The organism is Ralstonia mannitolilytica (genome assembly GCF_000954135.1).
In the GTDB taxonomy this organism is placed as follows: domain Bacteria; phylum Pseudomonadota; class Gammaproteobacteria; order Burkholderiales; family Burkholderiaceae; genus Ralstonia; species Ralstonia mannitolilytica.
In genome coordinates this window covers 1,711,209-1,733,392 of record NZ_CP010799.1, presented here as the reverse complement: position 1 = coordinate 1,733,392, position 22,184 = coordinate 1,711,209, and the positions used below count along the sequence as shown (strand labels likewise).

16 protein-coding genes, 1 tRNA gene and 1 pseudogene are annotated in these 22,184 nt (G+C 63.2%); 13 read left to right on the top strand and 5 right to left on the bottom strand.

What is annotated here, in order from left to right; all coding sequences use genetic code 11:
• The first annotated feature begins 2 nt into the window (after positions 1 to 2).
• The 5 genes from TK49_RS08245 to TK49_RS08225 all read left to right on the top strand — a co-directional run bounded on the left by TK49_RS08245 (position 3) and on the right by TK49_RS08225 (position 4,216).
• The gene (locus TK49_RS08245; RefSeq protein WP_045786242.1) at positions 3 to 638 is read left to right on the top strand and encodes a riboflavin synthase; all 636 of its coding nucleotides are present in this window, start codon (positions 3 to 5) and stop codon (positions 636 to 638) included.
• 131 nt (positions 639 to 769) lie between these two features.
• The gene (ribBA, locus tag TK49_RS08240) at positions 770 to 1,900 is read left to right on the top strand and encodes a bifunctional 3,4-dihydroxy-2-butanone-4-phosphate synthase/GTP cyclohydrolase II (protein WP_045786241.1); all 1,131 of its coding nucleotides are present in this window, start codon (positions 770 to 772) and stop codon (positions 1,898 to 1,900) included.
• 92 nt (positions 1,901 to 1,992) lie between these two features.
• Positions 1,993 to 2,487 carry a 6,7-dimethyl-8-ribityllumazine synthase gene (gene ribH, locus TK49_RS08235; protein ID WP_045786240.1) on the top strand — a complete coding sequence of 165 codons (495 nt, stop codon included), beginning with the start codon at positions 1,993 to 1,995 and terminating at the stop codon, positions 2,485 to 2,487.
• Between the two features lie 29 nt (positions 2,488 to 2,516).
• Entirely contained in the window at positions 2,517 to 2,984 is a 468-nt protein-coding gene (gene nusB, locus TK49_RS08230) for a transcription antitermination factor NusB (RefSeq protein ID WP_045786239.1), read from the top strand.
• 47 nt (positions 2,985 to 3,031) lie between these two features.
• Positions 3,032 to 4,216: a pyridoxal phosphate-dependent aminotransferase gene (locus TK49_RS08225; protein WP_045786238.1), complete on the top strand. Its 1,185-nt coding sequence runs from the start codon at positions 3,032 to 3,034 to the stop codon at positions 4,214 to 4,216.
• An 80-nt stretch (positions 4,217 to 4,296) separates the two neighbouring features.
• On the opposite strand, the gene TK49_RS08220 is transcribed toward TK49_RS08225, so the two are convergent.
• Positions 4,297 to 5,478 carry a lytic transglycosylase domain-containing protein gene (locus tag TK49_RS08220; RefSeq protein ID WP_045786237.1) on the bottom strand — a complete coding sequence of 394 codons (1,182 nt, stop codon included), beginning with the start codon at positions 5,476 to 5,478 and terminating at the stop codon, positions 4,297 to 4,299.
• 539 nt (positions 5,479 to 6,017) lie between these two features.
• Here TK49_RS08220 and ubiD point away from each other — a divergent pair.
• From ubiD to TK49_RS25085, 4 genes and pseudogenes are all read left to right on the top strand, one after another.
• Positions 6,018 to 7,529 (top strand): 4-hydroxy-3-polyprenylbenzoate decarboxylase, encoded by a 1,512-nt coding sequence (gene ubiD, locus TK49_RS08215; RefSeq protein WP_045786236.1) that lies wholly within the window; start codon positions 6,018 to 6,020, stop codon positions 7,527 to 7,529.
• A 129-nt stretch (positions 7,530 to 7,658) separates the two neighbouring features.
• Entirely contained in the window at positions 7,659 to 9,170 is a 1,512-nt protein-coding gene (locus TK49_RS08210) for an NAD-dependent succinate-semialdehyde dehydrogenase (RefSeq protein WP_045786235.1), read from the top strand.
• A gap of 83 nt (positions 9,171 to 9,253) precedes the next feature.
• Positions 9,254 to 11,308, top strand: a complete 2,055-nt coding sequence (locus TK49_RS08205; protein ID WP_045786234.1) for an acetoacetate--CoA ligase — start codon at positions 9,254 to 9,256, stop codon at positions 11,306 to 11,308.
• A 21-nt stretch (positions 11,309 to 11,329) separates the two neighbouring features.
• Positions 11,330 to 11,578: pseudogene (locus TK49_RS25085) on the top strand (helix-turn-helix domain-containing protein); the annotation flags it as partial.
• Positions 11,579 to 11,590: 12 nt separating this feature from the next.
• On the opposite strand, the gene TK49_RS08200 reads toward TK49_RS25085, so the two are convergent.
• From TK49_RS08200 to TK49_RS08185, 4 genes are all read right to left on the bottom strand, one after another.
• Entirely contained in the window at positions 11,591 to 11,788 is a 198-nt protein-coding gene (locus tag TK49_RS08200; RefSeq protein ID WP_045786233.1) for a hypothetical protein, read from the bottom strand.
• Between the two features lie 139 nt (positions 11,789 to 11,927).
• Entirely contained in the window at positions 11,928 to 12,917 is a 990-nt protein-coding gene (locus TK49_RS08195; RefSeq protein WP_045786232.1) for a PoNe immunity protein domain-containing protein, read from the bottom strand.
• A gap of 9 nt (positions 12,918 to 12,926) precedes the next feature.
• Entirely contained in the window at positions 12,927 to 14,474 is a 1,548-nt protein-coding gene (locus TK49_RS08190) for a hypothetical protein (protein ID WP_045786231.1), read from the bottom strand.
• Positions 14,471 to 17,245 carry a type VI secretion system Vgr family protein gene (locus tag TK49_RS08185; RefSeq protein ID WP_045786230.1) on the bottom strand — a complete coding sequence of 925 codons (2,775 nt, stop codon included), beginning with the start codon at positions 17,243 to 17,245 and terminating at the stop codon, positions 14,471 to 14,473. Before TK49_RS08185 ends, TK49_RS08190 begins: the two co-directional genes overlap by 4 nt.
• Before the next feature lie 85 nt (positions 17,246 to 17,330).
• On the opposite strand from TK49_RS08185, the gene TK49_RS08180 reads away from it, so the two are divergent.
• The 4 genes from TK49_RS08180 to TK49_RS08165 all read left to right on the top strand — a co-directional run bounded on the left by TK49_RS08180 (position 17,331) and on the right by TK49_RS08165 (position 22,169).
• Complete coding sequence (locus tag TK49_RS08180; RefSeq protein ID WP_045220114.1) at positions 17,331 to 18,596, top strand: IS256 family transposase; 1,266 nt, start codon at positions 17,331 to 17,333, stop codon at positions 18,594 to 18,596.
• A gap of 531 nt (positions 18,597 to 19,127) precedes the next feature.
• Positions 19,128 to 19,841, top strand: a complete 714-nt coding sequence (locus TK49_RS08175) for a hypothetical protein (RefSeq protein ID WP_157773995.1) — start codon at positions 19,128 to 19,130, stop codon at positions 19,839 to 19,841.
• A gap of 162 nt (positions 19,842 to 20,003) precedes the next feature.
• Positions 20,004 to 20,077, top strand: a tRNA-Gly gene (locus tag TK49_RS08170).
• Positions 20,078 to 20,315: 238 nt separating this feature from the next.
• Positions 20,316 to 22,169, top strand: coding sequence for a tyrosine-type recombinase/integrase (locus TK49_RS08165; protein WP_045786228.1), 1,854 nt, complete (start codon positions 20,316 to 20,318; stop codon positions 22,167 to 22,169).
• Positions 22,170 to 22,184 lie beyond the last annotated feature (15 nt).

Here is a 22,184-nt window from a genome sequence, read left to right as displayed (position 1 = left end):
CCATGTTCACGGGAATCGTTGCCGCAGTTGGCCGTATTGAAACCGTCACGCCGCTGGGTGCCAACCCTGATGCGGGCGTGCGCCTGTCCATCGACGCCGGCGGCCTGCCGCTGGCGGACGTGGCGCTGGGCGATTCGATCGCCATCCAGGGCGCCTGCATGACGGTCGTGGCCAAGACCGACACCCGATTCGACGTCGACGTCTCGCGTGAATCGCTCTCCAAGACCGTCGGGCTGGAACGCCCCGGCGAGGTCAATCTGGAGAAGGCGCTGCGGCTGGCCGACCACATCGGCGGCCATCTGGTGTCTGGCCACGTCGACGGTCTTGGCACCGTTACACATTTCGCGCCGGTGGGCGAGTCTCACGAGCTGCGCGTGCGCGCGCCTGCGGAACTCGGCAAGTATCTGGCGTACAAGGGCTCTGTCGTGGTGAATGGCGTGTCCCTGACCGTCAACAGTGTGCGCGATGACGCCGACGGCTGCGAATTCTCCATCAACCTGATCCCGCATACGGTCGCCGTCACCACCCTCAAGCACCTGAAGGCTGGGAGCCAGGTCAACCTCGAGATCGACCTGATCGCCCGCTATGTCGAGCGCATGCTGAGCCAGACGACCCTGGCGCCGGCCGCGAGCGCCTAAGCCCCCGCCGCCGGGGCATTGCCTCGGCCGCCTTGGCGTACAATAGCGGGCTTCCCATTTATGCAGTCGCGCGGCGCCCCATCGATACGAATACGCGGGGGTCGGCCGGCGGCGCGCAGCCCTGCCACGCCATGTCGATCGCCACAGTTGAAGAAATCATTGCCGAAATCCGCGCCGGCCGGATGGTCATCCTGGTCGACGAGGAAGATCGCGAGAACGAAGGCGACCTGATCCTGGCGGCGGATTACGTCACGCCCGAGGCCATCAACTTCATGGCGCGCTTCGGCCGCGGGCTGATCTGCCTGACGCTCACCGCTGATCGCTGCCGCCAACTCGATCTGCCGCTGATGGTGAGCCGCAACGGTACGCCGCATGGCACCAACTTCACCGTGTCGATCGAAGCTGCCGAGGGCGTGACCACCGGCATTTCCGCCGCCGACCGCGCCCGCACCGTGCAGGCCGCCGTCGCCCGCGATGCCAAGCCCGAAGACCTGGTGCAGCCCGGCCACATCTTCCCGCTGATGGCCCAGCCCGGCGGCGTGCTGATGCGCGCCGGTCACACCGAAGCCGGTTGCGATCTGGCCGCGCTGGCTGGGCTGTCGCCCGCCTCGGTCATCTGCGAAATCATGAAGGACGACGGCACCATGGCGCGCCTGCCGGATCTGGTGGAGTTCGCCAAGGAGCATGGCCTGAAGATCGGCACGATTGCCGACCTGATCCAATACCGCAGCCGCACCGAGAGCATCGTCGAGCGCGTGGGTGAGCGCACGATGGAAACGCAGTTCGGTAACTTCCGCGCCGTTGCCTTCCGGGACCGTGCCGCCGGCCGCGCCCATCTGGCGCTGGTCAAGGGCACCCCAAGCCCCGGCACGGAGACGCTGGTGCGCGTGCACGAGCCGCTGTCGGTGCTCGATCTGCTCGAATGCCAGCGCACGACGCACTCGTGGAGTGTGCCGGCCGCCTTGCGTGCCGTGCAGGCGGCGCCGACCGGCGTGGTCGTGCTGCTCAATTGCGGCGACTCGCCCGAGCGGCTGTTTACGCAGTTCAGTGCCCTGGACGCCCCGCACGAGCGCCCACGCACCAAACCCGACCCGCGCATCTACGGCATCGGCGCGCAGATTCTCAAGGATGTGGGCGTGGGCAAGATGCGCGTGCTGGCTTCGCCGCTCAAGCTGCCCAGCATGACGGGCTACGACCTGGAGGTCACCGCGTATCAGTCGATGGCCGATACCCCGGAGACCGCCAACGCGGCGACGCATTGAGGATTTTCTGCGGCGGCCTCGGCTGCCGCGCTGGTTTTCTGCTTCTTGATCTCGTGACGTTGCCCCGGCGGCAACCCAAACCGGAATACACCATGGACCACGGCTTCTACCCGACCAATCTCAACGGCGAAGGCTTGCGCATCGGCATCGTCCAGGCGCGTTTCAACGAGCCCGTGTGCGAGGCACTGCGCGAAGCATGCGTCGACGAGCTCGAGCAACTCGGCGTGGCCGGCGAAGACGTGCTGCTCGTCACCGTGCCCGGCGCGCTGGAAGTGCCGCTTGCACTGCAAAAGATGGCCGAATCGGGCCAGTTCGATGCGCTGATCGCGCTCGGCGCCGTCATCCGCGGCGAGACGTACCACTTCGAGCTGGTGTCTAACGAGTCCGGCGCGGGCATCACGCGTGTCGGCCTGGATTTCAACATCGCCATCGCCAACGGCATCCTCACCACCGACACCGATGCCCAGGCCCACGCCCGCACCCGCGAGAAGGGCCGCGACTGCGCCCGTGCCGCTGTCGAGATGGCCAATCTGACCAATGCGTTGCATGGCCTGCAGGACCACGGCCAGGACGACGAGAACGAATAAGCGCGAGCATCCGCGCAAGGGCTTTTTTCATGACGCAAGACAATTCCCCAGCCAAGACCAAGGCGCCCGCCAAGAGCGCGCGCCGCCGTGCACGCGAACTGGCGCTGCAGGGGCTGTACCAATGGCTGCTCAACCGCAACGATCCGGGCGTGGTAGAAGCGCACCTGCACGACGCACAGGGCTTCAACAAGGCGGACCGCGCCCACTTTGATGCCCTGCTGCACGGCGCCATCCGCGAAGAAACGACGCTCACCGAGGCCTTCACGCCGTACCTCGACCGCCCGGTAGCCGAGCTCTCGCCGGTGGAGCGCGCTGCGCTGCTGGTCGGCGCATACGAACTGGTGCACTGCCTGGACATCCCGTACAAGGTCGTGATCAACGAGGCGGTCGAGTTGGCCAAGACCTTTGGCGGCGTGGAAGGCTACAAGTACGTCAACGGCGTGCTCGACAAGCTGGCCGCCCAGGTGCGTGCGGTCGAGGTGGCCGCCCGCCGGTAAATTCCGGCGTTCTGCTGTTCGTTTCCCCTTCCTCTGCTTCGCCCGAGATGGATGCCCACCGCCTGCACACGGCCGCCCGGCTGGCCAATATCCGCGCCTTCCATGTGATGGAGCTGGCCAAGCAGGCCCGCGAGCTGGAATTGGCCGGGCGCAGCATCATCCACATGGGCATCGGCGAGCCGGACTTCACGGCCGCCGAGCCCGTCGTGCAGGCCGCCGTCGATGCCATGCGGCGCGGCGTCACGCAATACACTGGGGCGCTCGGCATCCGCCCGCTGCGCGAGGCGATTGCGCGCTACTACCAGACCACGTACGGCCTCGACATTGCGCCCGAGCGGATCATCGTGACGGCCGGCGCGTCGGCAGCGCTGCTGCTGGCGTGCGCGGTGCTGGTGGAGATCGGCGGCGAAGTCCTGATGCCGGATCCGAGCTATCCGTGCAACCGGCATTTCGTTGCGGCCTTCGACGGCGTGGCCAAGCTGGTGCCGTCGGGGCCGGAAGACCGTTTCCAGCTGACGGCCGGACAGGTCGCCGCCCACTGGAGTGAGCGCACACAGGGCGTGCTGCTGGCTTCCCCGTCCAACCCGACCGGCACGTCGATCCTGCCCGACGAGTTGCAGCACATCGTGCAGACGGTGCGCGCGCGCGGCGGATTCACGATCGTCGATGAGATCTATCAGGGTCTGTCATACGACCAGGCGCCAGTTTCCGCCCTCTCTTTCGGCGACGATGTCGTCACGATCAACAGCTTTTCGAAGTACTTCAACATGACGGGCTGGCGCCTCGGCTGGCTCGTCGCGCCTGCTGAGCTGGTGCCCGAATTCGAGAAGGTCGCGCAGAACCTGTTCATCTGCGCTTCGGCGGTGGCGCAGCATGCGGCGCTGGCTTGCTTTGAGCCGCAGGCGCTGGCCATCTACGAAGACCGCAAGGCGGAATTCCGCCGCCGCCGCGATTTCATCGTGCCGGCACTGGAATCGCTGGGCTTCAAGGTACCCGTCAAGCCGGACGGTGCATTCTATGTGTATGCCGACTGCCGCGGCGTGCACCACCCGCACGCCGGCAATGCTGACGCACTCACGCAGTCGATGCTGCATGACGCCGGGGTCGTGCTCGTGCCGGGGCTGGACTTCGGCCCGCACACGGCGCAGCACTACATCCGCCTGTCATACGCCACCGCAATGGACCATCTGGAAGAAGCCGTTTCGAGGCTTGGCCGACTGTTCAGCCAATAGAAATCGCTGGTGCGTTCGCCCAAACAAGAAGGCCGTCCCTCAAGACGGCCTTTCTTATATAGCGTGGCAAGAATCGTCGATCAGGCCTGGCCCTGCGACTTGTCTTCCAGGCGGGCTTCCTCCTGCTGGCCGCTGAGCGGCTGCTTGTCGGCCGGCTTGGCCTGCGCCTTGGCTTCGGCCTGCGTCACTGGTGCGGCAACGGCCTTCACCGGCTCGCGCTCCGCCGCCATCGTCACGGGCGAGCGGCGCCCCGTCGCCACCATGCGCAAGCGCGAACGTTCGGCGAGCACCTTGCCGCCGTAGCCGCCGTCACCCTGCGTCACCGCGCCGACGTACAGCTTCAGGCCGCCCTCGATCGAACCGGCACGGGCGATGCAATCCTTGAGCACCAGCGCACCCACCTTGATGTTGGCGTACGGGTTCAGTGCGGCACCCACGCCGCCCATCACTTCGTACTTGTCCTGGTGGACCTTGGTCATGACCTGCATCAGGCCCTGCGCACCCATGCCGCTCTCGGCGAACGGGTTGAAGCTGGACTCGATGGCCATCACGCCCAGGATCAGCAGCGGATCGAGGCCGACTTCCTTGCCGGTCTGGTACGCCGCCTTGACGAGCTGGCCGGTGGCGGTCGCCGCCACGCGGTACTTGCGGGCGATGTATTCGGCCACGGCAGCCTGCTCGCGCGGGGTACCGGCGGTTGCCGACTCACGTGCCTCGCGAACGACCTGCGTGTTCGGGATCTGTGCGGCCAGTTCGGCGACGGACGGCACCTTCGAGAGCGTGTCCCACCCGGCCGCAACGACTGCGGCGCCCTGCGAGCCAGCCCCTTCGACCACGGGCGGCGCTAAACCCGCGCCGGCTGCCGGAGCGGCAGGCGCAAATGCAACCGGCTCCAAGCCGGCCGTAGCACTACGCGACGGCGCGGCCGAAGCCGCGCTGGCATTCGCACCTGGCGCGAACTTGAGCACCCGCTGGGCCACCATGGCACGCCATTCGCTGTTCAGCGAGAGCGCGACGGCAGCCACCACCGCCAGCACGCCGATGCTGTTGAGCACGACATGCCCGCTGCGGAACACCAGCAGCACCCCCGGATGCATTTCATTGCGGGACGCGACGGCGCCCCCTGCGTTCAACTCCATGCGCAGCTTACGAGGCAGCGCAACTTGGCCTGCACGCGCGAGGCGGCGGCCAACCGGGGCGACGAGTCGACGTTGCAGCGCCGAACCGATCCCGGAAGAATGAAGGGTTTTCCAACCGTTCATACTTACCTCCGTCCGCTGCGCAGATCCGGTGGGCGCCTTTCTTTTGCATGGCGCCGTGCGTTTCGAATCGCAACGGTTTTTAGTAAGGATGCCGCGCTGTTGCAGTCAGCCGGCATCTGTTGGGGGCACTCCCCTTGTGCCCAGACAAATGCGGGGCGTGTCCTTGGGGAGGTCACGTCCCGCAGCGATGATGAAGTGCTCTGGCATCGCCCCTCATACGAGCGAGAGAATGGGCGAGGGCACTAGCCGAAGATATGTTGCGACGCAACAATTGCCAGATCGATTTGGATTGTAGGAAGCGCGTTATTCCAAGTCAATCATAAAGAACTCGATTTTCATATCAAAAGGTTATGAAAAGGGTCGCGTTGTTCGGCGCCGCCGACCTGCGGTTCGTTCTGTCATCAGGGTGCCATGGGGTTTTGGCCTTACAATCGCGGCCACCCTGCCTACACCAAAAAAACCGCGGCCCGACCACCATTTGGCGGGCCCGGGTCTCCGCGTGATAGACGATCCACCTTACCTTTGGTTACAAAATTTCCATGCAATACAGGGACTTACGTGACTTTCTCGCCCAACTGGAACGCACCGGCGAGTTGCGCCGCGTGCGCCAGCCGGTGTCGCCGCGCCTGGAAATGACGGAAGTCTGTGACCGCCTGCTGCGCGCGGAGGGCCCGGCGGTCGTCTTCGAACGGCCGGCGGACGGTGCGCGCAAGTACGACATGCCCGTGCTCGCCAACCTGTTCGGCACCACGCGGCGCGTGGCGCTGGGCATGGGCGCGGAGTCGCTCGATGAACTGCGGGACGTCGGTCGCCTGCTCTCGGCGTTGAAAGAGCCCGAACCGCCGCGCGGTCTGCGTGAAGCCGGCAAGCTGTGGACGATGGCCAAGGCCGTGTGGGATATGGCACCGCGCAAGGTGTCGTCGCCGGCGTGCCAGGAGATCGTGTGGGAAGGGAATGACGTTGACCTCTCGCGCATTCCCGTACAGACGTGCTGGCCCGGCGATGCGGCGCCGCTCGTCACATGGGGGCTGGTCATCACGCGCGGGCCGCACAAGAAGCGGCAGAACCTGGGTATCTACCGGCAGCAGGTCATCAGTCGCAACCAGGTCATCATGCGTTGGCTGGCGCACCGGGGCGGCGCGCTGGATTTCCGCGAGCACGCCATCGCGAATCCGGGCCAGCCGTTTCCGATTGCGGTGGCGCTGGGCGCCGACCCGGCCACCATCCTCGGCGCGGTGACGCCGGTGCCGGATACGCTATCTGAGTACCAGTTTGCGGGGCTGCTGCGCGGCAGCCGGACCGAGCTTGCGACCTGTCTGACGCCTTCGCTGACGCAGGCACAACTGCAGGTGCCGGCCGGCGCCGAGATCATCCTCGAAGGCCACATCCAGCCGGACCCAACGCACCCGAGCGGCTACCAGCACGCGCTCGAAGGCCCCTTCGGCGATCACACCGGCTATTACAACGAGCAGGACTGGTTCCCCGTGTTCACGGTCGAGCGCATCACGATGCGCCGCGACCCGATCTATCACTCCACGTATACAGGCAAGCCGCCCGATGAGCCGGCCGTGCTGGGCGTGGCGCTCAATGAAGTGTTCGTGCCGCTGCTGCAGAAGCAGTTTCCGGAGATTGCGGATTTCTACCTGCCGCCCGAAGGCTGCAGCTATCGCATGGCGCTGGTCAGCATGAAGAAGCAATACGCCGGCCACGCCAAGCGCGTGATGTTTGGCGTGTGGAGCTTCCTGCGGCAGTTCATGTATACGAAGTTCATCGTGGTGGTGGACGACGACGTGAACCTGCGCGACTGGAAGGAAGTGATCTGGGCAATCACCACGCGCGTGGATCCGGCGCGCGACACGGTCATGGTCGAGAACACGCCGATCGATTACCTAGATTTCGCGTCCCCGGTGTCAGGCCTGGGCTCGAAGATGGGCATCGACGCCACCAACAAATGGCCCGGCGAAACCACGCGCGAATGGGGCCAGCCCATCGTCATGGAGACCGCTGTCAAAGCCCGCGTCGACGCCATGTGGGACACGCTCTTCCACTAACCACAAGGCTTGGCGGCGTGGCCTGCGAGCGAACGATCGTTCGGTTATTCTTAGCGAGTTAAGCGACTGCTGCATCTAAAAGGCGGGCCCTCTTTGTCGACTGGGCCCGCCTTCCTTATGGAGAACGCCATGGCCGAAGCACTCGACGCATCCCGCACCGCCGCCAACGCGCTGGAGCGCATCACAGACCGCACCCTCGTCAAAACGCAGTCCTATGTCGACGGGGCCTGGGTGGGCGCGGCAGACGGCGCCACCTTCCCCGTCTACGACCCTGCCACCAACGCACACCTGACCGATGTCGCCAATCTCGGGCACGCAGAAACGCTGCGCGCCATCGACGCGGCCAATGCGGCGTGGCCCGCGTGGCGCGAGCTGACCGGCAAGGAGCGCGCCGGCCTGATGCGCCGCTGGTTCGACCTGCTGATCGCCAACGCCGACGACCTCGCCGCGCTGATGACGGCTGAACAAGGCAAGCCGCTGGCCGAAGCCAAGGGCGAAATCGTCTACGGCGCGTCTTTCATCGAATGGTTTGCCGAAGAGGCCAAGCGCGTCTCCGGCGACGTCATGGCCAGCACCTGGCGCGACAAGCGCATGGTGGTGCTCAAGCAGCCGGTGGGCGTGTGCGCCTCCATCACGCCGTGGAACTTTCCGCTGGCGATGATCACCCGCAAAGTTGCACCGGCCATGGCGGCAGGCTGCACCATCGTCATCAAGCCGGCCGAGCAGACGCCGCTGTCTGCGCTCGCGATGGCCGAACTGGCGCACCGCGCTGGCATTCCGAAGGGCGTCGTCAACGTCGTGACGGGTGACGCGGATCGCTCGATCGCCATCGGCAAGGCCTTGTGCGAATCGCCGATCGTGCGGCATCTGTCGTTCACGGGGTCGACGCCGGTCGGCCGCATCCTGATGCAGCAGTGCTCGCCGACAGTGAAGAAGGTGGCGCTGGAGCTGGGCGGCCATGCGCCGTTCATCGTGTTCGACGACGCCGATATCGATGCCGCCGTGGAGGGCGCGGTGCAGTCGAAGTACCGCAACGCCGGCCAGACGTGCGTGTGTACGAACCGTTTTTACGTGCATGCCTCGGTGTACGACGCGTTTGTCGAGAAGCTCTCGGCCAAGGTCAAGGGCATCAAGGTCGGCAACGGCTTCGAGTCGGGCGTGGTGCAAGGCCCGCTGATCGACGACCAGGCCGTGGAGAAAGTGCAGCGCCACATCAGCGACGCGACGCAAAAGGGCGCGCGCCTGACCGCCGGCGGCAAGCTGATGCAGGGCTTCGGTTCGCAGCGCTTTGTCGAGCCGACCGTGCTGGCCGACGCCACACCCGACATGCTGATCGCGCGCGAAGAAACTTTCGGCCCGGTCTCCGCCATCTTCAAGTTCCAGGACGAAGCGGAAGTCGTGCGCCTGGCCAACGACACCGAATTTGGCCTGGCGTCGTACTTCTTCAGCCGCGACATCGGCCGCATCTGGCGCGTGGCCGAGCAGCTCGAATACGGCATGGTCGGCATCAACACGGGGCTGATCTCGAACGAGGTCGCGCCGTTTGGCGGCATCAAGCAATCGGGCCTGGGCCGCGAAGGCTCGGTCTACGGTATCGACGAATACCTCGAGCTGAAGTACCTGTGCATGGGTGGCATCTGAGCCGCATCCCCCGGGCCGACCCGCCGCACATCGATAGCGGGGGCGGCCTCCCTTGCCGATTTCCCATCTGGCGGAGGAGACACATGAGCACCATTCAGGAAGGCGCCCTGCTGTGGACGCCCTCGGCTGACTTCATTGCCAACGCGCGCCTGACGCATTACCTCGACTGGCTTGCGCGCGAACGCGGCCTGCTCTTCTCGGCCACGACGCCGGAAGGTTACGCCAGGCTCTGGGAGTGGTCCACCACGGATCTCGAAGCGTTCTGGACCTCCGTCTGGGATTACCTCGACCTGCGCGCCTCGACACCGTTCACGCAGATGCTGGGCGACCGCACCATGCCGGGCGCGCAATGGCTGGTCGGCGCCAAGCTGAACTACGTCGATCAGGTCATGCGTCATGTGGAGGAAGGCGGCAGCCCTGACCGCACCGCCATCCGCTACGCCAGCGAGACCCAACCGCTGGCCGACCTGTCCTGGCGCGAACTGCGCCGCCGCGTCGCCTCGCTGGCTGCGGCGCTGCGCGAGATGGGCGTGGCGCCGGGCGACCGCGTGGCGGCATACCTGTCGAACACGCCGGACGCCATCGTCGCGTTCCTCGCCACGGCCAGCATCGGGGCGATCTGGTCAGTCTGCGCGCCGGACATGGGCCAGGTGGCCGTCACGGACCGCTTCCGCCAGATCGAACCGAAGGTGCTGATCGCGGTGGACGGCTACCACTACGGCGGCCGCGCGTTCGACCGCACCGGCGTGGTCGCCGAGATGATGGCCGCGCTGCCGACCGTCGAGCATCTCGTGCTGGTGCCGCAACTGCACGGCGACATCGACCGCACGCAGTTCCCGCACGCCCGCGACTGGCGCGACCTGACTGCCGACGACGTACCGCTCGTCATCACGCCCGTGGCGGCGGATCACCCGCTGTGGATCCTGTACTCGTCGGGCACCACCGGCATGCCCAAGCCCATCGTGCACGGCCATGGCGGCCTGCTGCTCGTGCAGACGATGATGGGCGCGTTGCATCTCGACCTCGGCCCCGACGACGTCTACCACTGGTACAGCAGCACCGGCTGGGTCATGTGGAATTCGCAGGCGAGCGGCCTGCTCGGCGGCGTGACCCTCGCCATCTACGACGGCAACCCCGGCACGCCCGATCTGAACACGTTGTGGCGCTTCGCACAGGACGCAGGCGTGACGTTCTTCGGCGCCGGCGCGGCGTTCTTCGCCAATTGCCTGAAAGCCGGCATCGAGCCCGGTCGCGACTTCGACCTGTCGAAGCTGCGTGCGATCGGCTCGACCGGTTCGCCGCTGTCGGCCGAGGCTTACGACTGGATCTACCGCCACGTCAAGGCCGACGTCTGGCTCAATCCGATCTCCGGCGGCACCGACTTTGCCGGCTGCTTCGTCGGCGGCGTGGCCACCCTGCCCGTCTACGCCGGCGAGATGCAATGCCGCAACCTCGGGTCGCGCGTGGAAGCGCTGGATGAAGCGGGCAACCCGCTCATCGATGCCGTGGGCGAACTCGTCTGCACGGCGCCCATCCCCTCGATGCCGCTCTTCTTCTGGGGCGACACCGACGGCAGCCGCTACCGCGACAGCTACTTCGACATGTACCCCGGCCAGTGGCGCCACGGCGACTGGATCAAGATCACTCCGCGCGGCGGCGCCATCATCTACGGGCGGTCCGACGCAACCATCAACCGCCACGGCATCCGCATGGGCACGGCCGAGCTGTATCGCGTGGTGGAAGACCTGCCGGAAGTGCTCGACAGCCTCGTTGTCGACCTGGAATTCCTCGGCCGGGAATCGTTCATGCCGCTGTTCGTCGTGCTGCGCGAAGGGGCCGTGCTCGACGACACGCTGCGTGGCACGATCAATGCGCGTATCAAGGCCGGGCTGTCGGCGCGGCATGTGCCCAACGTGATCGTGCAAGCGCCGGGCGTGCCGCGCACGCTGTCGGGCAAGAAAATGGAAGTGCCGATCAAGAAGCTGCTGCTGGGCGCGCCGCCGGAGCGTATCGCCAATCCCGATGCGATGGCCAACCCGGAGGTGCTGGCCTGGTATGTCGACTACGCGCACACGCTCGCCGCGCAAACCGCCGCTGCCGGCGGATCCGCGCCGGCATTGGAGTCCTGGCGAAGTTAGGCCGGCAAGCCGGCGGCGTCTCGATGGGAACGCGGTACGCGGGTCCCTACCCTGTACCGGCTTCAGCAGTTGAGCGATGCACTGGACTGCACCGTGGACGCGCTTTTGCGGCGCGGATCACGGCACATTGACGATCAGAGTGCTGCGGTGTCTGACGTGCTCAAAGACTTGGACGAGGACGAACGGGCGCTGGTGAGCTTTGTCCAGCAGTTCACGGCCCTACTCCGGGCGAAGCATCCGCAACTTCGGCGACGCAAACAAACGCCATAGTCATATGTACGGTCAGCCTTGGCGCCAGACATAGGCGGCCCATATACGCAGAACCACGTCGATGCTGGGAACAGCCTCGAACCCAGCGATGTCCTCGCAGATCATCGCCAGCGCATGCGCGAATCGCGCGAAGCCCATGGTCTTGCCGAACTGCTCGGCGACAACATCAGCGATAAAACTCTCCTGCTCTTGGGTGAGGGTCTGCGACATGTCGTTGAGGGCTGGAAGTCATACGCCAACCATCAACGTTCATCGCGCGGCAGACAACGGGCACACGAGGCATACCGAGTACGTTATCTGCCGAGAGGACACCTTCGGTAATACGCAGGCACCCCGGCAAGAACTAAGGCTACAGCTTCGGTGCGGACTGATCGCTATCCCATTGCCAGAAGGTTGAGCCATAGTCGGATCGCACCTCCGGCATGATTTCGCCTTGCTTGAAATGCCGTCGTGAGCCAGCAGCGGCAGGAGTGAACCACCAGCCTTCCTTCGGGCATGGCTGGCCGGCTGGCTGGCGCGGTGGCGTGCTTGGCGCGGTGTAGCCATTGCCATGGGCTCGATACCAGTCCACCAAGTCCCTGGGATAGACGAGGTTGTCCCGGTAGCTGCTGTCGTCAATATCCCAGAGGACAGTGACAAGCGCTGCCTCGAAAGCCCAATAGCCGAAGTAAGACGTGCCTTCGGTATGCGTACCGTGCCAGTAGCACGGTTTCATGTGCTTGTACCAAGTCTCGACGAACTCTTTGACCAGCGCAGGGCGTTCTTCGGGCGCGTACACGGTGGCGCGACCCAGCGGTCGATATGGCTCGGGATGCAGCAAGACCTTCTCTGATTCGACATGATTACCTGTCAACGCCTGCACAACGTTCTCGAACAGGATATCCCGGCCCCGATTGAAGTCGAATGTCTTATCAACCCAACTCATGACCTTGGGAATCAGCGCCTCGTGCCGCAGCAGTTTGCATAGAGCAAGCAACCAGAACACATAGACGTAGGCTTCGAGCTGAGTGATTTCAAGCGTGTCGGCGACGTTACGTGGAGGGTCTTTTTTTCGCGGTGATACTTCGTTAGCGATATAAACATCGAAGTCCTCAACAACTTGCGGAAGTTGCGCACGAAGGTCCTCAACGGGACGGCCTGCCGTGTAACGAAGGATCAGTTGTTGCAACCCATCAGAGGCCGCCGACCAACGGAAACGCTGCATTGCCTGGTCAGTAAGCTCGGAACCGTTTGCCAGCTTCTTGTAACACCTTTGAATATAGTCGGCCAGTTGCTCATCCAGCTCACGATAGTTTTTTTCGTCCAGAAACTTCTGTCGGCGCACATCCTTGAATGCCATTTCAACTCCTTATAGTCCGTTTTTCCCGTTAGGATGGCTCGATGTTGGGCCGGGAGTTTTCTCTAAATCCATCTTCGCTTCAACAACGTCGATGAAGACAAATAGCTTCGACGGCTTTGCGTCTCCTACTGGCCCGGGCAAACAGACAAATATCCAGCGAGCGTAGCCATGCTCATCTATTTCCTCACGCTTATCATTCTGCGCCCGCCTATCCCGAATGAGGCTGTCTTTTCGCCTGAGCGCTTGAGGAATCCGCTCTTCTGTCCACGGGACACTCATCTGCGTCCCATCACACGTTTCCCCCAGCCGTCGCCTAGCCTCTTTCTTTATCCCGTCTGTATCTGTCGGCTCAAATCCCTTTGAAATGTGCTTGGCCTCGAACACGACAAACTTTGGATAGGTTGGCGCGATCGTTACGCCCGGCTTCGGCTTTGCATACGCGTATTCAGGCCGAGGCGGCTTCTTGTCGGCAGGGATAAACACCAGCTTCCCCGGCTTGGGCACGGTCACTGTGTCCGGCATCGGTGCCGGCTGGTTGAGCGGCTCCAACTTCTCAAACAAACCATCAAGCCCTTTGCCTTTGGGCGGATTCACCAAGCGCTTGTACTGCAGTGCCGACTCCATCAACACATAGCCGTCATTCTCGCAAACGGCCCCGTTCTTCTGGTTTTGCTCGATCTGAGCCTTGCACTCGTTGTTGGTCTGGTCGGTCGTGGCATCCGCCTTCTGCTGCGTGTCGCGTACGACCAGCTTCTGCTGCCGTGCATACTGCTCATGCAGCTTCCGCATGTCCTCGTCCTCGGTATTCTTCCTGAGGGCGTTAGCCGGGACTAAAAGAAGCAAGAGAGGCCATAGCGATATGGATGGAACCTTGGCGATTCGAATCAGCGAAGGCGCCAGCCTGCGCGCCATCTGCGCTTCGGGTTCCGGTGGCACGGCAGGCACCGGCGGGCGTGGCGCGGGTAGAGGTCCACGAGCGGGCACATCCGTGACCGGCCCATTAGGTGTAGCGCTTGGCGGGGCAAACGCGAGCAGGACGGGCTCACCCGTCATTGCCGTTTGCAGGCGGGTGTCTTGCTCTCGCAGAATAGCCAGCCACGCATCGACTTCAGCGTCGGCGCGCTTGCGTCCACTGGCCCAATCGAAGGTCTCGATGTACTCGCGAGCATTGCCGTAGGACTGGCTGTGCATGAACGCCTGCACCTCAGACCAAGGCAACCCGTCGGCGACCATGCCGAGCAGGATGCAGGCCGAGCCGTAGCTCGGCATGAATCCGGAGAAGTAATAGGCCAGTTGATCCGAGATACGCGAGTGCTCCCCACCGCTGAGCACATAGCTCAGGAAGTCGCGCACGAGGTGCAGGAAGTCGTCGTCCTCGTGGAAGCCCTTGACGCGTGACAGCCACTGGCCGGCGATGGCCTTTGCCGCGTGGGTCTGGTCGATCGCTTCGGCCGGGTAGAACATCGCCAGGAAACGTTCGATTTCCGCCACGGCCATGCGCAGCGAGTCCTTCAGGTCCGGCTTGACCTGGGTGATGGGAATGGTGCGAGCGATCATGACAACAAGCTTTTGACGAGGGCGATGGCAGAGTCAGCGTCGGCGGCAGCGCCAAAGCGGTCATTGGTGCGTTGCGACTCGGCTGCCCATTTGCGTGCGTCTTCACCCCATTCGACCTTGGCTTCACCTGGCGGGACGCCCTCATGGCGAGCGAAGCCGTTGCCATCCACCTTGCCGGAGATCGTGGTCCCGTCGCTGAAGTGCAGCTTGTAGGGCGCGCCTTTGACGGGCTCCAGATCGTCGTAGTGGTGGTTCAGTTCGATGAAGTGCGAGGGCTCACCCAAGGCTCCCACAGGCAACGCCGGCAATGTCGCAGCCTGCCCACCCGGCCCGATCAGCGGGTGCCCTGCCCCCTTCACGTCCAGCTTGGTCGTCTCGAAGGTGATGGCATTGCCCTCCAGCCGGATCATCGAATCCCCGCCATGCAACACGATGTTCTGCTGTGCCAGGATTTCGACCGAAGCCGCAGAGGAAGTCACGGTGACGGCTTTATCAGCGAGCACTGCCAGCGCATCGGTGTGGGCCTGAATGGAGACCGGCCCACCTTCGGCAATCACCCGAACCCCATTGCGCTGCGCAAACAGGCTCACACCTTTGGCCGCTGCAGCGGCAATGACATTGCCAGCGGCGAGATGCCAGTCTCCTTGAGCGGTGCCGTGCAAGTGTCGGCCTGCGTAGACGGTGGTGGTTGCCTGCGAGGCGAGCGCAATGCTGGTGGGCGACTCTGTCACCAGCCAGGGTTGGCCGAAGCGTTCTACCGGTGCCTTGTTCGGCTGCGTTGCATCCTGCCCATTGACGTTGCTGTCGTAGTGGCCATCCTGGGCGGGGTCCAACGCCTGTGTGAGCGGGTCGAAGGCTTCGTTGGCCGCCAGCGGCAATGCCTGTTGGCTCGATGCGGCATCGGACAAGCGCTGCGCGGTCTTCTGCGCTGCTGTGAGCTGACCGCGTGCCTCGTGCGCGTCGAGCAATGTTCCGCCTGCCCGTGGTTGTGCCGTGGTCGAGAGCAACAGACCGCCACCAGCGCGGACCACCGCCCACGCATCGGTGCGCAGTTCCGCCCCGGTGCCACGCCAGCTACCCCGCTCGCCACCGGTCGCGCCGTGCGACATCACGTAGCCCAGGTTGAGTTGGCTGCTGGCGGTGGAGCTTGCCAGCCGCATCCGTAGCTGACCGGGGTGGTCATCGACCACCCACTGGTTGTAGCCATCCCCACCGAGCCCCTGCGAGTGCCAGCCGGAAAGTACCTGTCCTAGCGGAGCATCAGGAGCGGGCCAAGGCAAAGCGTCCTGCTCGCTGTGGAGCTGCATGGCCGCCAGCGGCCTATCAATATCCCCATCGATGTAGGTCAGCAGCACCTGCGTGCCGGCGCGCGGCAAGTGGTTCGCACCCCAATTGGGACCTGCGCTGGAGGTCGCCACGCGTACCCAGGCGGTGACTTGGCTGCGGTCGCTGCTGTCCGGGTCGCGGAAGGAACTGGTATCTGGAGCGCGAAGCCACGGGAAGCGGACACGCACGCGGTGATCGCGGTCGGTCGTAAGCGGCGCACCATCATCGGCGATCACCACTGCAGCTTGCCCCTCCGGTGCAGTGGGCCGACGACGATAGACAGGAACGATGGGAGCCTCAGCCGGCACGGCGGTGAAGCGGTTCCGGTAGCTGCCCGATTCGATTTCCGTGGTGCCCAACAGACGGGCAAGGTCGGCGCCGAGGTTGTTGGCGGCGTCATGCTCGACCTGGAGCGTCACGAACTCGCTGTGACCGCTATCGAAGTGCTGCGTGAGCTTGAATCGCTGACACGCGCCAAGCTGGCGCACACTGCCTTGGCCCTGATAGCGAAGGTAGCCGCCCTCATGGGCTTGCATGCGTAGACGCGCAGCGTGGTCAGCGCCTTTCGCATCCTTGAATCGATAGGGACCGGAAGCCTCGAAGCTCTCCAGCGTCGGCAGTTCGCCACCGGGATCGCTCGCACTCGCCTGGGCGGAGGTCGCTGCCAACGCCTTGTAGTCCCACGATGCGAGCGTCACCGCATTGGTGCCAACGGTATGCGTGCGCGAAAGGCGCTCAATGGCGTCTTCCTGCTCGGTGGCATCCACGCGGTGAAAGCGAATCTCCGGCTGTGCGCAGGTCGGTCGTTCGGCGTCGTTGTCAAAAATCACCAGGCAGTGGCGGGATTGCGCCGCCTTGCCATCGCTGGATTGAGATGCATCGCCTTGCTGGTGCTCGAACCGGTAGGACAAGCCCTCTTCTGCTAGCAGGCGTTCCACAAACGCGAAGTCGGTTTCGCGGTACTGGCAGCAGATGGAGCGCTTCCTCATTGGCTGGCTCACCGCCAAACGGAAATGCGCGAGTGGATAGTCGGCGAAGACCTCTTCGATGATTTCCAGCGCGGTCTTGTTTTCGTAGACGTAGCAGTCCGTGCGCGTGCGCAGTCGGTCGAACCAAGAACCGACAGTCAACCGATAGCGTGCAAGACCCCCATCGCCGCCGAGCGCGGCACAGCCCACCACGTAGCCATGCCATGCACGTCGGTTGCCATCGGGCAGCATCAACCGCAGCGTGATTTCCTCGGTTGCCAGCTTGGCGGTGTCGATGTGGGCGGATGGGCTCAGGCAATCGACGTGCAGCACGAACGGCGAGGACACCGACTCTTTGGCCGTGAAGCGCTCGACCACCAGATTGTCCGTGGTCAGTGCTGTCTCGATGGTGATTTGGCGGGTGTGCTGGCCGAGCAGGCCCGATAACGCCGACAGTGCGGATTGTGGCAGGTACATCGGCTCAGGGATGGTAGCGTTATGGGACACCAGAGCCTGTCAGGAATTTTGTGTTTGAGGCATAGCATGTTGGAAAGGAGCATCTATGCCAAGCAAGAAGAAACCGGCGGCAGCCGGCACGGCGGCGCTGCCGTCTATTCCCCACGAACTCATTGAACAACTGACCGGCGGCACCACGCCGATGACGGCCGAACAGATCAACGCCACCACCATGGCGCTGAAGAAAGCGCTGATCGAGCGGGCGCTGGGCGCAGAACTGTCGTACCACCTGGGCTACCCGCCCGGCAGCGCCCGCCCCGAGGATGCAGCCAACCAGCGCAACGGCAAGTCCGCCAAGACGGTGCTGACTCAGGACGGGCCGCTGCGCATCGAAGTGCCGCGCGACCGCGCAGGCTCCTTCGAGCCCATCCTGATCCCCAAGCACGAGCGGCGTTTCACCGGCTTTGACGACAAGATCGTAGCCATGTACGCGCGGGGCATGACGGTGCGTGAGATCCAGGGCTTTCTGGCCGAGCAGTACGGCACCGAGGTCAGTCCTGAATTCATCAGTTGCGTCACGGATGAGGTAATGGCCGAGGTCACCGCCTGGCAGGCACGCCCGCTGGAGCCGATGTACCCGGTCGTATTCTTCGACTGTCTGCGGGTCAAGATCCGCGAGGATGCCGTGGTGCGCAACAAGGCCATCTATCTGGCGCTGGGCGTGCTGCCCGACGGCACCCGCGACATCCTGGGCCTGTGGATCGAGAACACCGAGGGGGCCAAGTTCTGGATGAAGGTGTTCAACGATCTGAAGACCCGTGGTGTAGCCGACATCCTGATTGCCGTCACCGACGGCCTCAAGGGCATAGCCGAGGCGCTTGGGGCGGTGTTTCCGACCACGACGCTGCAGACCTGTATCGTGCACTTGATCCGCAACAGCCTGGACTATGCCAGCTGGAAGGACCGCAAGGCGCTGGCAGCGGCGCTCAAGCCCATCTACACGGCGCCCAGCGCAGAAGCCGCAGCGGCCCAACTCGATGCCCTGGAAGCTGGTCCCTGGGGGCAGAAGTTTCCCACGGTGGTGGCGGCCTGGCGCCGGGCCTGGGAGCGCGTCATTCCGTTTTTTGCGTTCAGCCCGGCGGTGCGCAAGGTGATTTACACGACCAATGCCATCGAGAGCCTGCACAGTCAGCTGCGCAAAATCATCAAGACGCGGGGGCACTTTCCCAGCGATGATGCCGCCACCAAGCTGCTGTGGCTGGCCTTGCGCAACATCACGGCTGACTGGGGCCGAGCAGCCAGGCAGTGGAAAGACGCCATGAACCAGTTCGCCATCGCCTATGGGGAGCGCTTTACACGACCGGCCGCGTAATATGTCCACCGGGCTCGTCTGAAACGGCAGCCCGAATAAAAAGCCTTGAACACAAAAATTCAGACAGCCCCGGACACCACGCATCGATTTTTCAGAACCGATTATTTTAGGGGTACGAAGATTACGAACACAAACAGCAAATACTCATCAACAGTTACCAAACCTTAACAATAAGACTTACCAAACACAGACTTTAGTGTTGCGAACATCCACCCGAATCATGCATAGCCCCACCCTCAAGGGATGGAAACAATAAATCAAACGATCAACATTCGAGCAGATAAGTAACGCATATAGCAATACAAATAACTCAGTTATCTGCCAAACCCCTACCCACCACCGCCAAGTCTCCGCTGTAACGGACAACATTACTCACGCAGTTCTGCATATATCAAATGGAAACATGGGGAGGGCGGCACTCTTGCCGCGCACAAAAATTTGCCTGACAAAATAAAACACACACGACTCTCGCAATAGATTTTACCATCACATCAATCCAGCATTAATAATAGGCATGAACGAAACCACTTTATGAGAAAAAAGAGAAAGAAGAGAATTGGTAATACCGGCGCCGGCAGCAGCACTCAACCCGAACGAGACAATGAACGAAAAAGCAAAGGGTTTGCCGGATCATGGAAGTTCCTTGTTGGCTCGGGTATCTCTGCCTTGCTGGCGACTGGGGCCTATCAGTATCTGGTAGGTGACGTGTCGCGTGAGTTCGTGCAGGCACTCAATCGCGGCTATGAATTTCAGCTCAAGAACGCCACTCCATCTGACAAAGTAGTCAAGCGCTTTCGCGTGAGCGCACCCTCGCAGCAGCTCGTTTACCACACAACCCAAGACCTATACGCGAATATCACGCCGGACGGTAAGGTTGAACTCCCCGGTGGGAACATAAATTACATTCCTGCGGCAGCGTACAAAGAGCTTGACGGACAAAAAATATTGGCAAACTCAGAGAAAAAGTTCCGCTTACCTCCACTGTCTGACCGCCCTTGGATGGAACCGGACGCCGCCATTTTTAGCATTCAATATGAAATCGAGTCCTCCAATCCAATACTGTCGTCACTCGAGCACGCTTTGACTTGGATCGGGCTTCGATCGACTCTGGTAACCGTCAAGTATTTGGTGGTAAGCAATTATTGGATTCCGACCACATCGGACTCACCTGGCGAGGCAATGCGCATCTTTTGCAGAGACAACCATGGTCTCGCGAGCGCCAGCATCTGCAGGGGCTATGATTGAACTGCTCCTGCTACGCTACTTGCTAGCGAGCCAGGGGGTTTAGGGGGGAGACAGGCGCCAGCGAATGCAGCGAGCGGAGTGGCGGTGGCGCCACTTTTCACGCCACCCTCCACGCTCTCAGCTTGCCGAACCGCCGCAACCCCGCATAGAATGTGGGGCTACGCGGGCGTCGTATAATGGTAATACCCTAGCTTCCCAAGCTAGAGCCGTGGGTTCGATTCCCATCGCCCGCTCCACTGCATCATTCTGCGGACTTCCGCAGAAGTCCAAGAGAGTCTGCAAGTCGTTGCCACACAAGGACTTTTCCTCTCTTTGACGTTCTGCCGCGGTCCACTGCGATCCGCCTACAGTCGGGACTTTTAAGTCCACAAACAAGTCCATTTTTGCGGGCGCGGCTGATTCCGGATTGTTGATGGAGGGGCGAGGTCGACGTGACCAGCATCTGGTTCCTGACTCATGTTCAGGAGCAAGAGCATGGCACTCTCAGACCTGGCCGTTCGACAGGCCAAGGCAACTGGCAAGGCATACACCCTCCCTGACCTGGATGGCCTCTCCCTGGCCGTCACGGCTGCAGGGGGCAGGACTTGGCACTTCCGCTACTACTGGGCGGGCAAGCAGAAGCGGATGTCGCTCGGCACCTACCCGGAGGTGACGCTTCGCGAGGCCCGCAGCCTGCGCGACGAAGCGCGCGCACTGCTGGCCAAAGGCACCAATCCTCGCGTTCACCGCAAGCAGAAGCGCACCGCTGTCCGGCTCGCCGACGAAAACACCTTCGATGCGGTGTATCGCAAGTGGCTCAAGCATCGCGGGCTCAGCCTCAAGGAAGGCCGGCAGACGACCCTCTCGATACTTCCGCGCATCTTCGACAAGGATGTGCTGCCCGCCTTGGGCAAGCGGTCGGTCTATGAGATCAAGCGTCCCGACCTGTTGGAGGTGATCGCCAAGATCGAGAAGCGCAAGGCGCTCTCCGTCGCCGAGAAAGTCAGAACGTGGTTCAACCAACTGTTCCGCTACGCGCTGGTGATCGTGCCGGGCCTGGAGCAGAACCCCGCCGCCGATCTCGATGTGGTGGCGCTGCCGCTGCCACCCGTCAACCACAACCCGTTCCTGCGCATGGCCGAGCTGCCGAAGCTGTTGCAGCGTCTGCGCAGCTATCGCGGCAGGCGGCAGACCCAGCTCGGGCTGCGGCTATTGCTGCTGACCGGCGTGCGAACCGGCGAGCTGCGACAGGCAATGCCGGATCAATTCGATCTGGACCGTGGGCTGTGGATCATCCCGGCCGACGTCGTGAAGCAACTCCAGTTGGATATGCGCAAGAAGCGGCAGCAGGCGAAGGACATCCCGCCCTACATCGTGCCGCTGTCGATTCAGGCCATGGAGATCGTCCGGCACCTGCTCGATGAGTTCAAGCCGGCCCAGCGCTACCTGTTCCGGCACGACAGCGACTTGAAGAAGCGCATCAGCGAGAACACGCTCAATGGTGCGCTCAAACGCATGGGCTATCAGGAACGCCTGACGGGACACGGTATCCGCGGCACGATGTCCACTGCGCTCAACGAGATCGGCTACCCGAAGGTCTGGGTGGATGCACAGCTCTCGCATGTCGATCCCAACAAGGTCAGCGCGACCTACAACCATGCCGAGTACGTGGAACAGCGTCGCCGCATGATGCAGGACTGGGCCGATCGGCTCGACCTCTTCGAGCAGAACCAGGTCGAGGCGGCCAGCATGCCGCTCACCGTGCATCTGGAAGGCGTGCCCGCGTTCCCGAATGAGCAAACCGCAAGCGCACCCTCCACGCCGGTTGCCGCTTCGCCAATCCTGCTCGTGACGAAGCCCGGCGACGCCATGCCGTTGGTTTCTGCCGCCGCACATCGGCTGCCGGCGGTTCCGCCCCCTCGGTCGGCCGCGCCGCTGGTGCCTTCGGACATTCAGCGCGAGAGGATGGAACTGTTCGATGTCTTCGAAGCGCCGCACAACCTTCCCGTCGCGGCGTTTGCGAAGATGGCGGGCAAGTCCCGCAGGTGGATCAGCTACGAGATCAAGGCCGGCAACTTGCTGGCGTTGAACGTGGGCAACCGCGGCCAGCGGGTGCCGGACTGGCACCTCGACCCACTCAAGCACGAGCTGATCCAGTCCGTCCTCAAGCTGACCAGGGGTGCGGACCCTTGGCAGATCTACCATGCACTGCTGCAACCGCGCTCGATGCTGCGGGGGCATTCGGCACTGGAGGGCGTGACGGCCGGCAATCTCGACAAGCTCGTCATGGCAGTGAGCACAGCCGTGAAGGAAAGCGAATGGACCCCGCCGCGAGTCGGAGTCGCCTAGCAGCAGGAATGCGGG

Coding starts and splice junctions, on each gene's coding strand:
- TK49_RS08245 (WP_045786242.1), top strand. CDS start 3: ATGTTCACGGGAATCGTTGCCGCAGTTGGCCGTATTGAAACCGTCACG.
- ribBA (WP_045786241.1), top strand. CDS start 770: ATGTCGATCGCCACAGTTGAAGAAATCATTGCCGAAATCCGCGCCGGC.
- ribH (WP_045786240.1), top strand. CDS start 1,993: ATGGACCACGGCTTCTACCCGACCAATCTCAACGGCGAAGGCTTGCGC.
- nusB (WP_045786239.1), top strand. CDS start 2,517: ATGACGCAAGACAATTCCCCAGCCAAGACCAAGGCGCCCGCCAAGAGC.
- TK49_RS08225 (WP_045786238.1), top strand. CDS start 3,032: ATGGATGCCCACCGCCTGCACACGGCCGCCCGGCTGGCCAATATCCGC.
- TK49_RS08220 (WP_045786237.1), bottom strand. CDS start 5,478: ATGAACGGTTGGAAAACCCTTCATTCTTCCGGGATCGGTTCGGCGCTG.
- ubiD (WP_045786236.1), top strand. CDS start 6,018: ATGCAATACAGGGACTTACGTGACTTTCTCGCCCAACTGGAACGCACC.
- TK49_RS08210 (WP_045786235.1), top strand. CDS start 7,659: ATGGCCGAAGCACTCGACGCATCCCGCACCGCCGCCAACGCGCTGGAG.
- TK49_RS08205 (WP_045786234.1), top strand. CDS start 9,254: ATGAGCACCATTCAGGAAGGCGCCCTGCTGTGGACGCCCTCGGCTGAC.
- TK49_RS08200 (WP_045786233.1), bottom strand. CDS start 11,788: ATGTCGCAGACCCTCACCCAAGAGCAGGAGAGTTTTATCGCTGATGTT.
- TK49_RS08195 (WP_045786232.1), bottom strand. CDS start 12,917: ATGGCATTCAAGGATGTGCGCCGACAGAAGTTTCTGGACGAAAAAAAC.
- TK49_RS08190 (WP_045786231.1), bottom strand. CDS start 14,474: ATGATCGCTCGCACCATTCCCATCACCCAGGTCAAGCCGGACCTGAAG.
- TK49_RS08185 (WP_045786230.1), bottom strand. CDS start 17,245: ATGTACCTGCCACAATCCGCACTGTCGGCGTTATCGGGCCTGCTCGGC.
- TK49_RS08180 (WP_045220114.1), top strand. CDS start 17,331: ATGCCAAGCAAGAAGAAACCGGCGGCAGCCGGCACGGCGGCGCTGCCG.
- TK49_RS08175 (WP_157773995.1), top strand. CDS start 19,128: ATGAGAAAAAAGAGAAAGAAGAGAATTGGTAATACCGGCGCCGGCAGC.
- TK49_RS08165 (WP_045786228.1), top strand. CDS start 20,316: ATGGCACTCTCAGACCTGGCCGTTCGACAGGCCAAGGCAACTGGCAAG.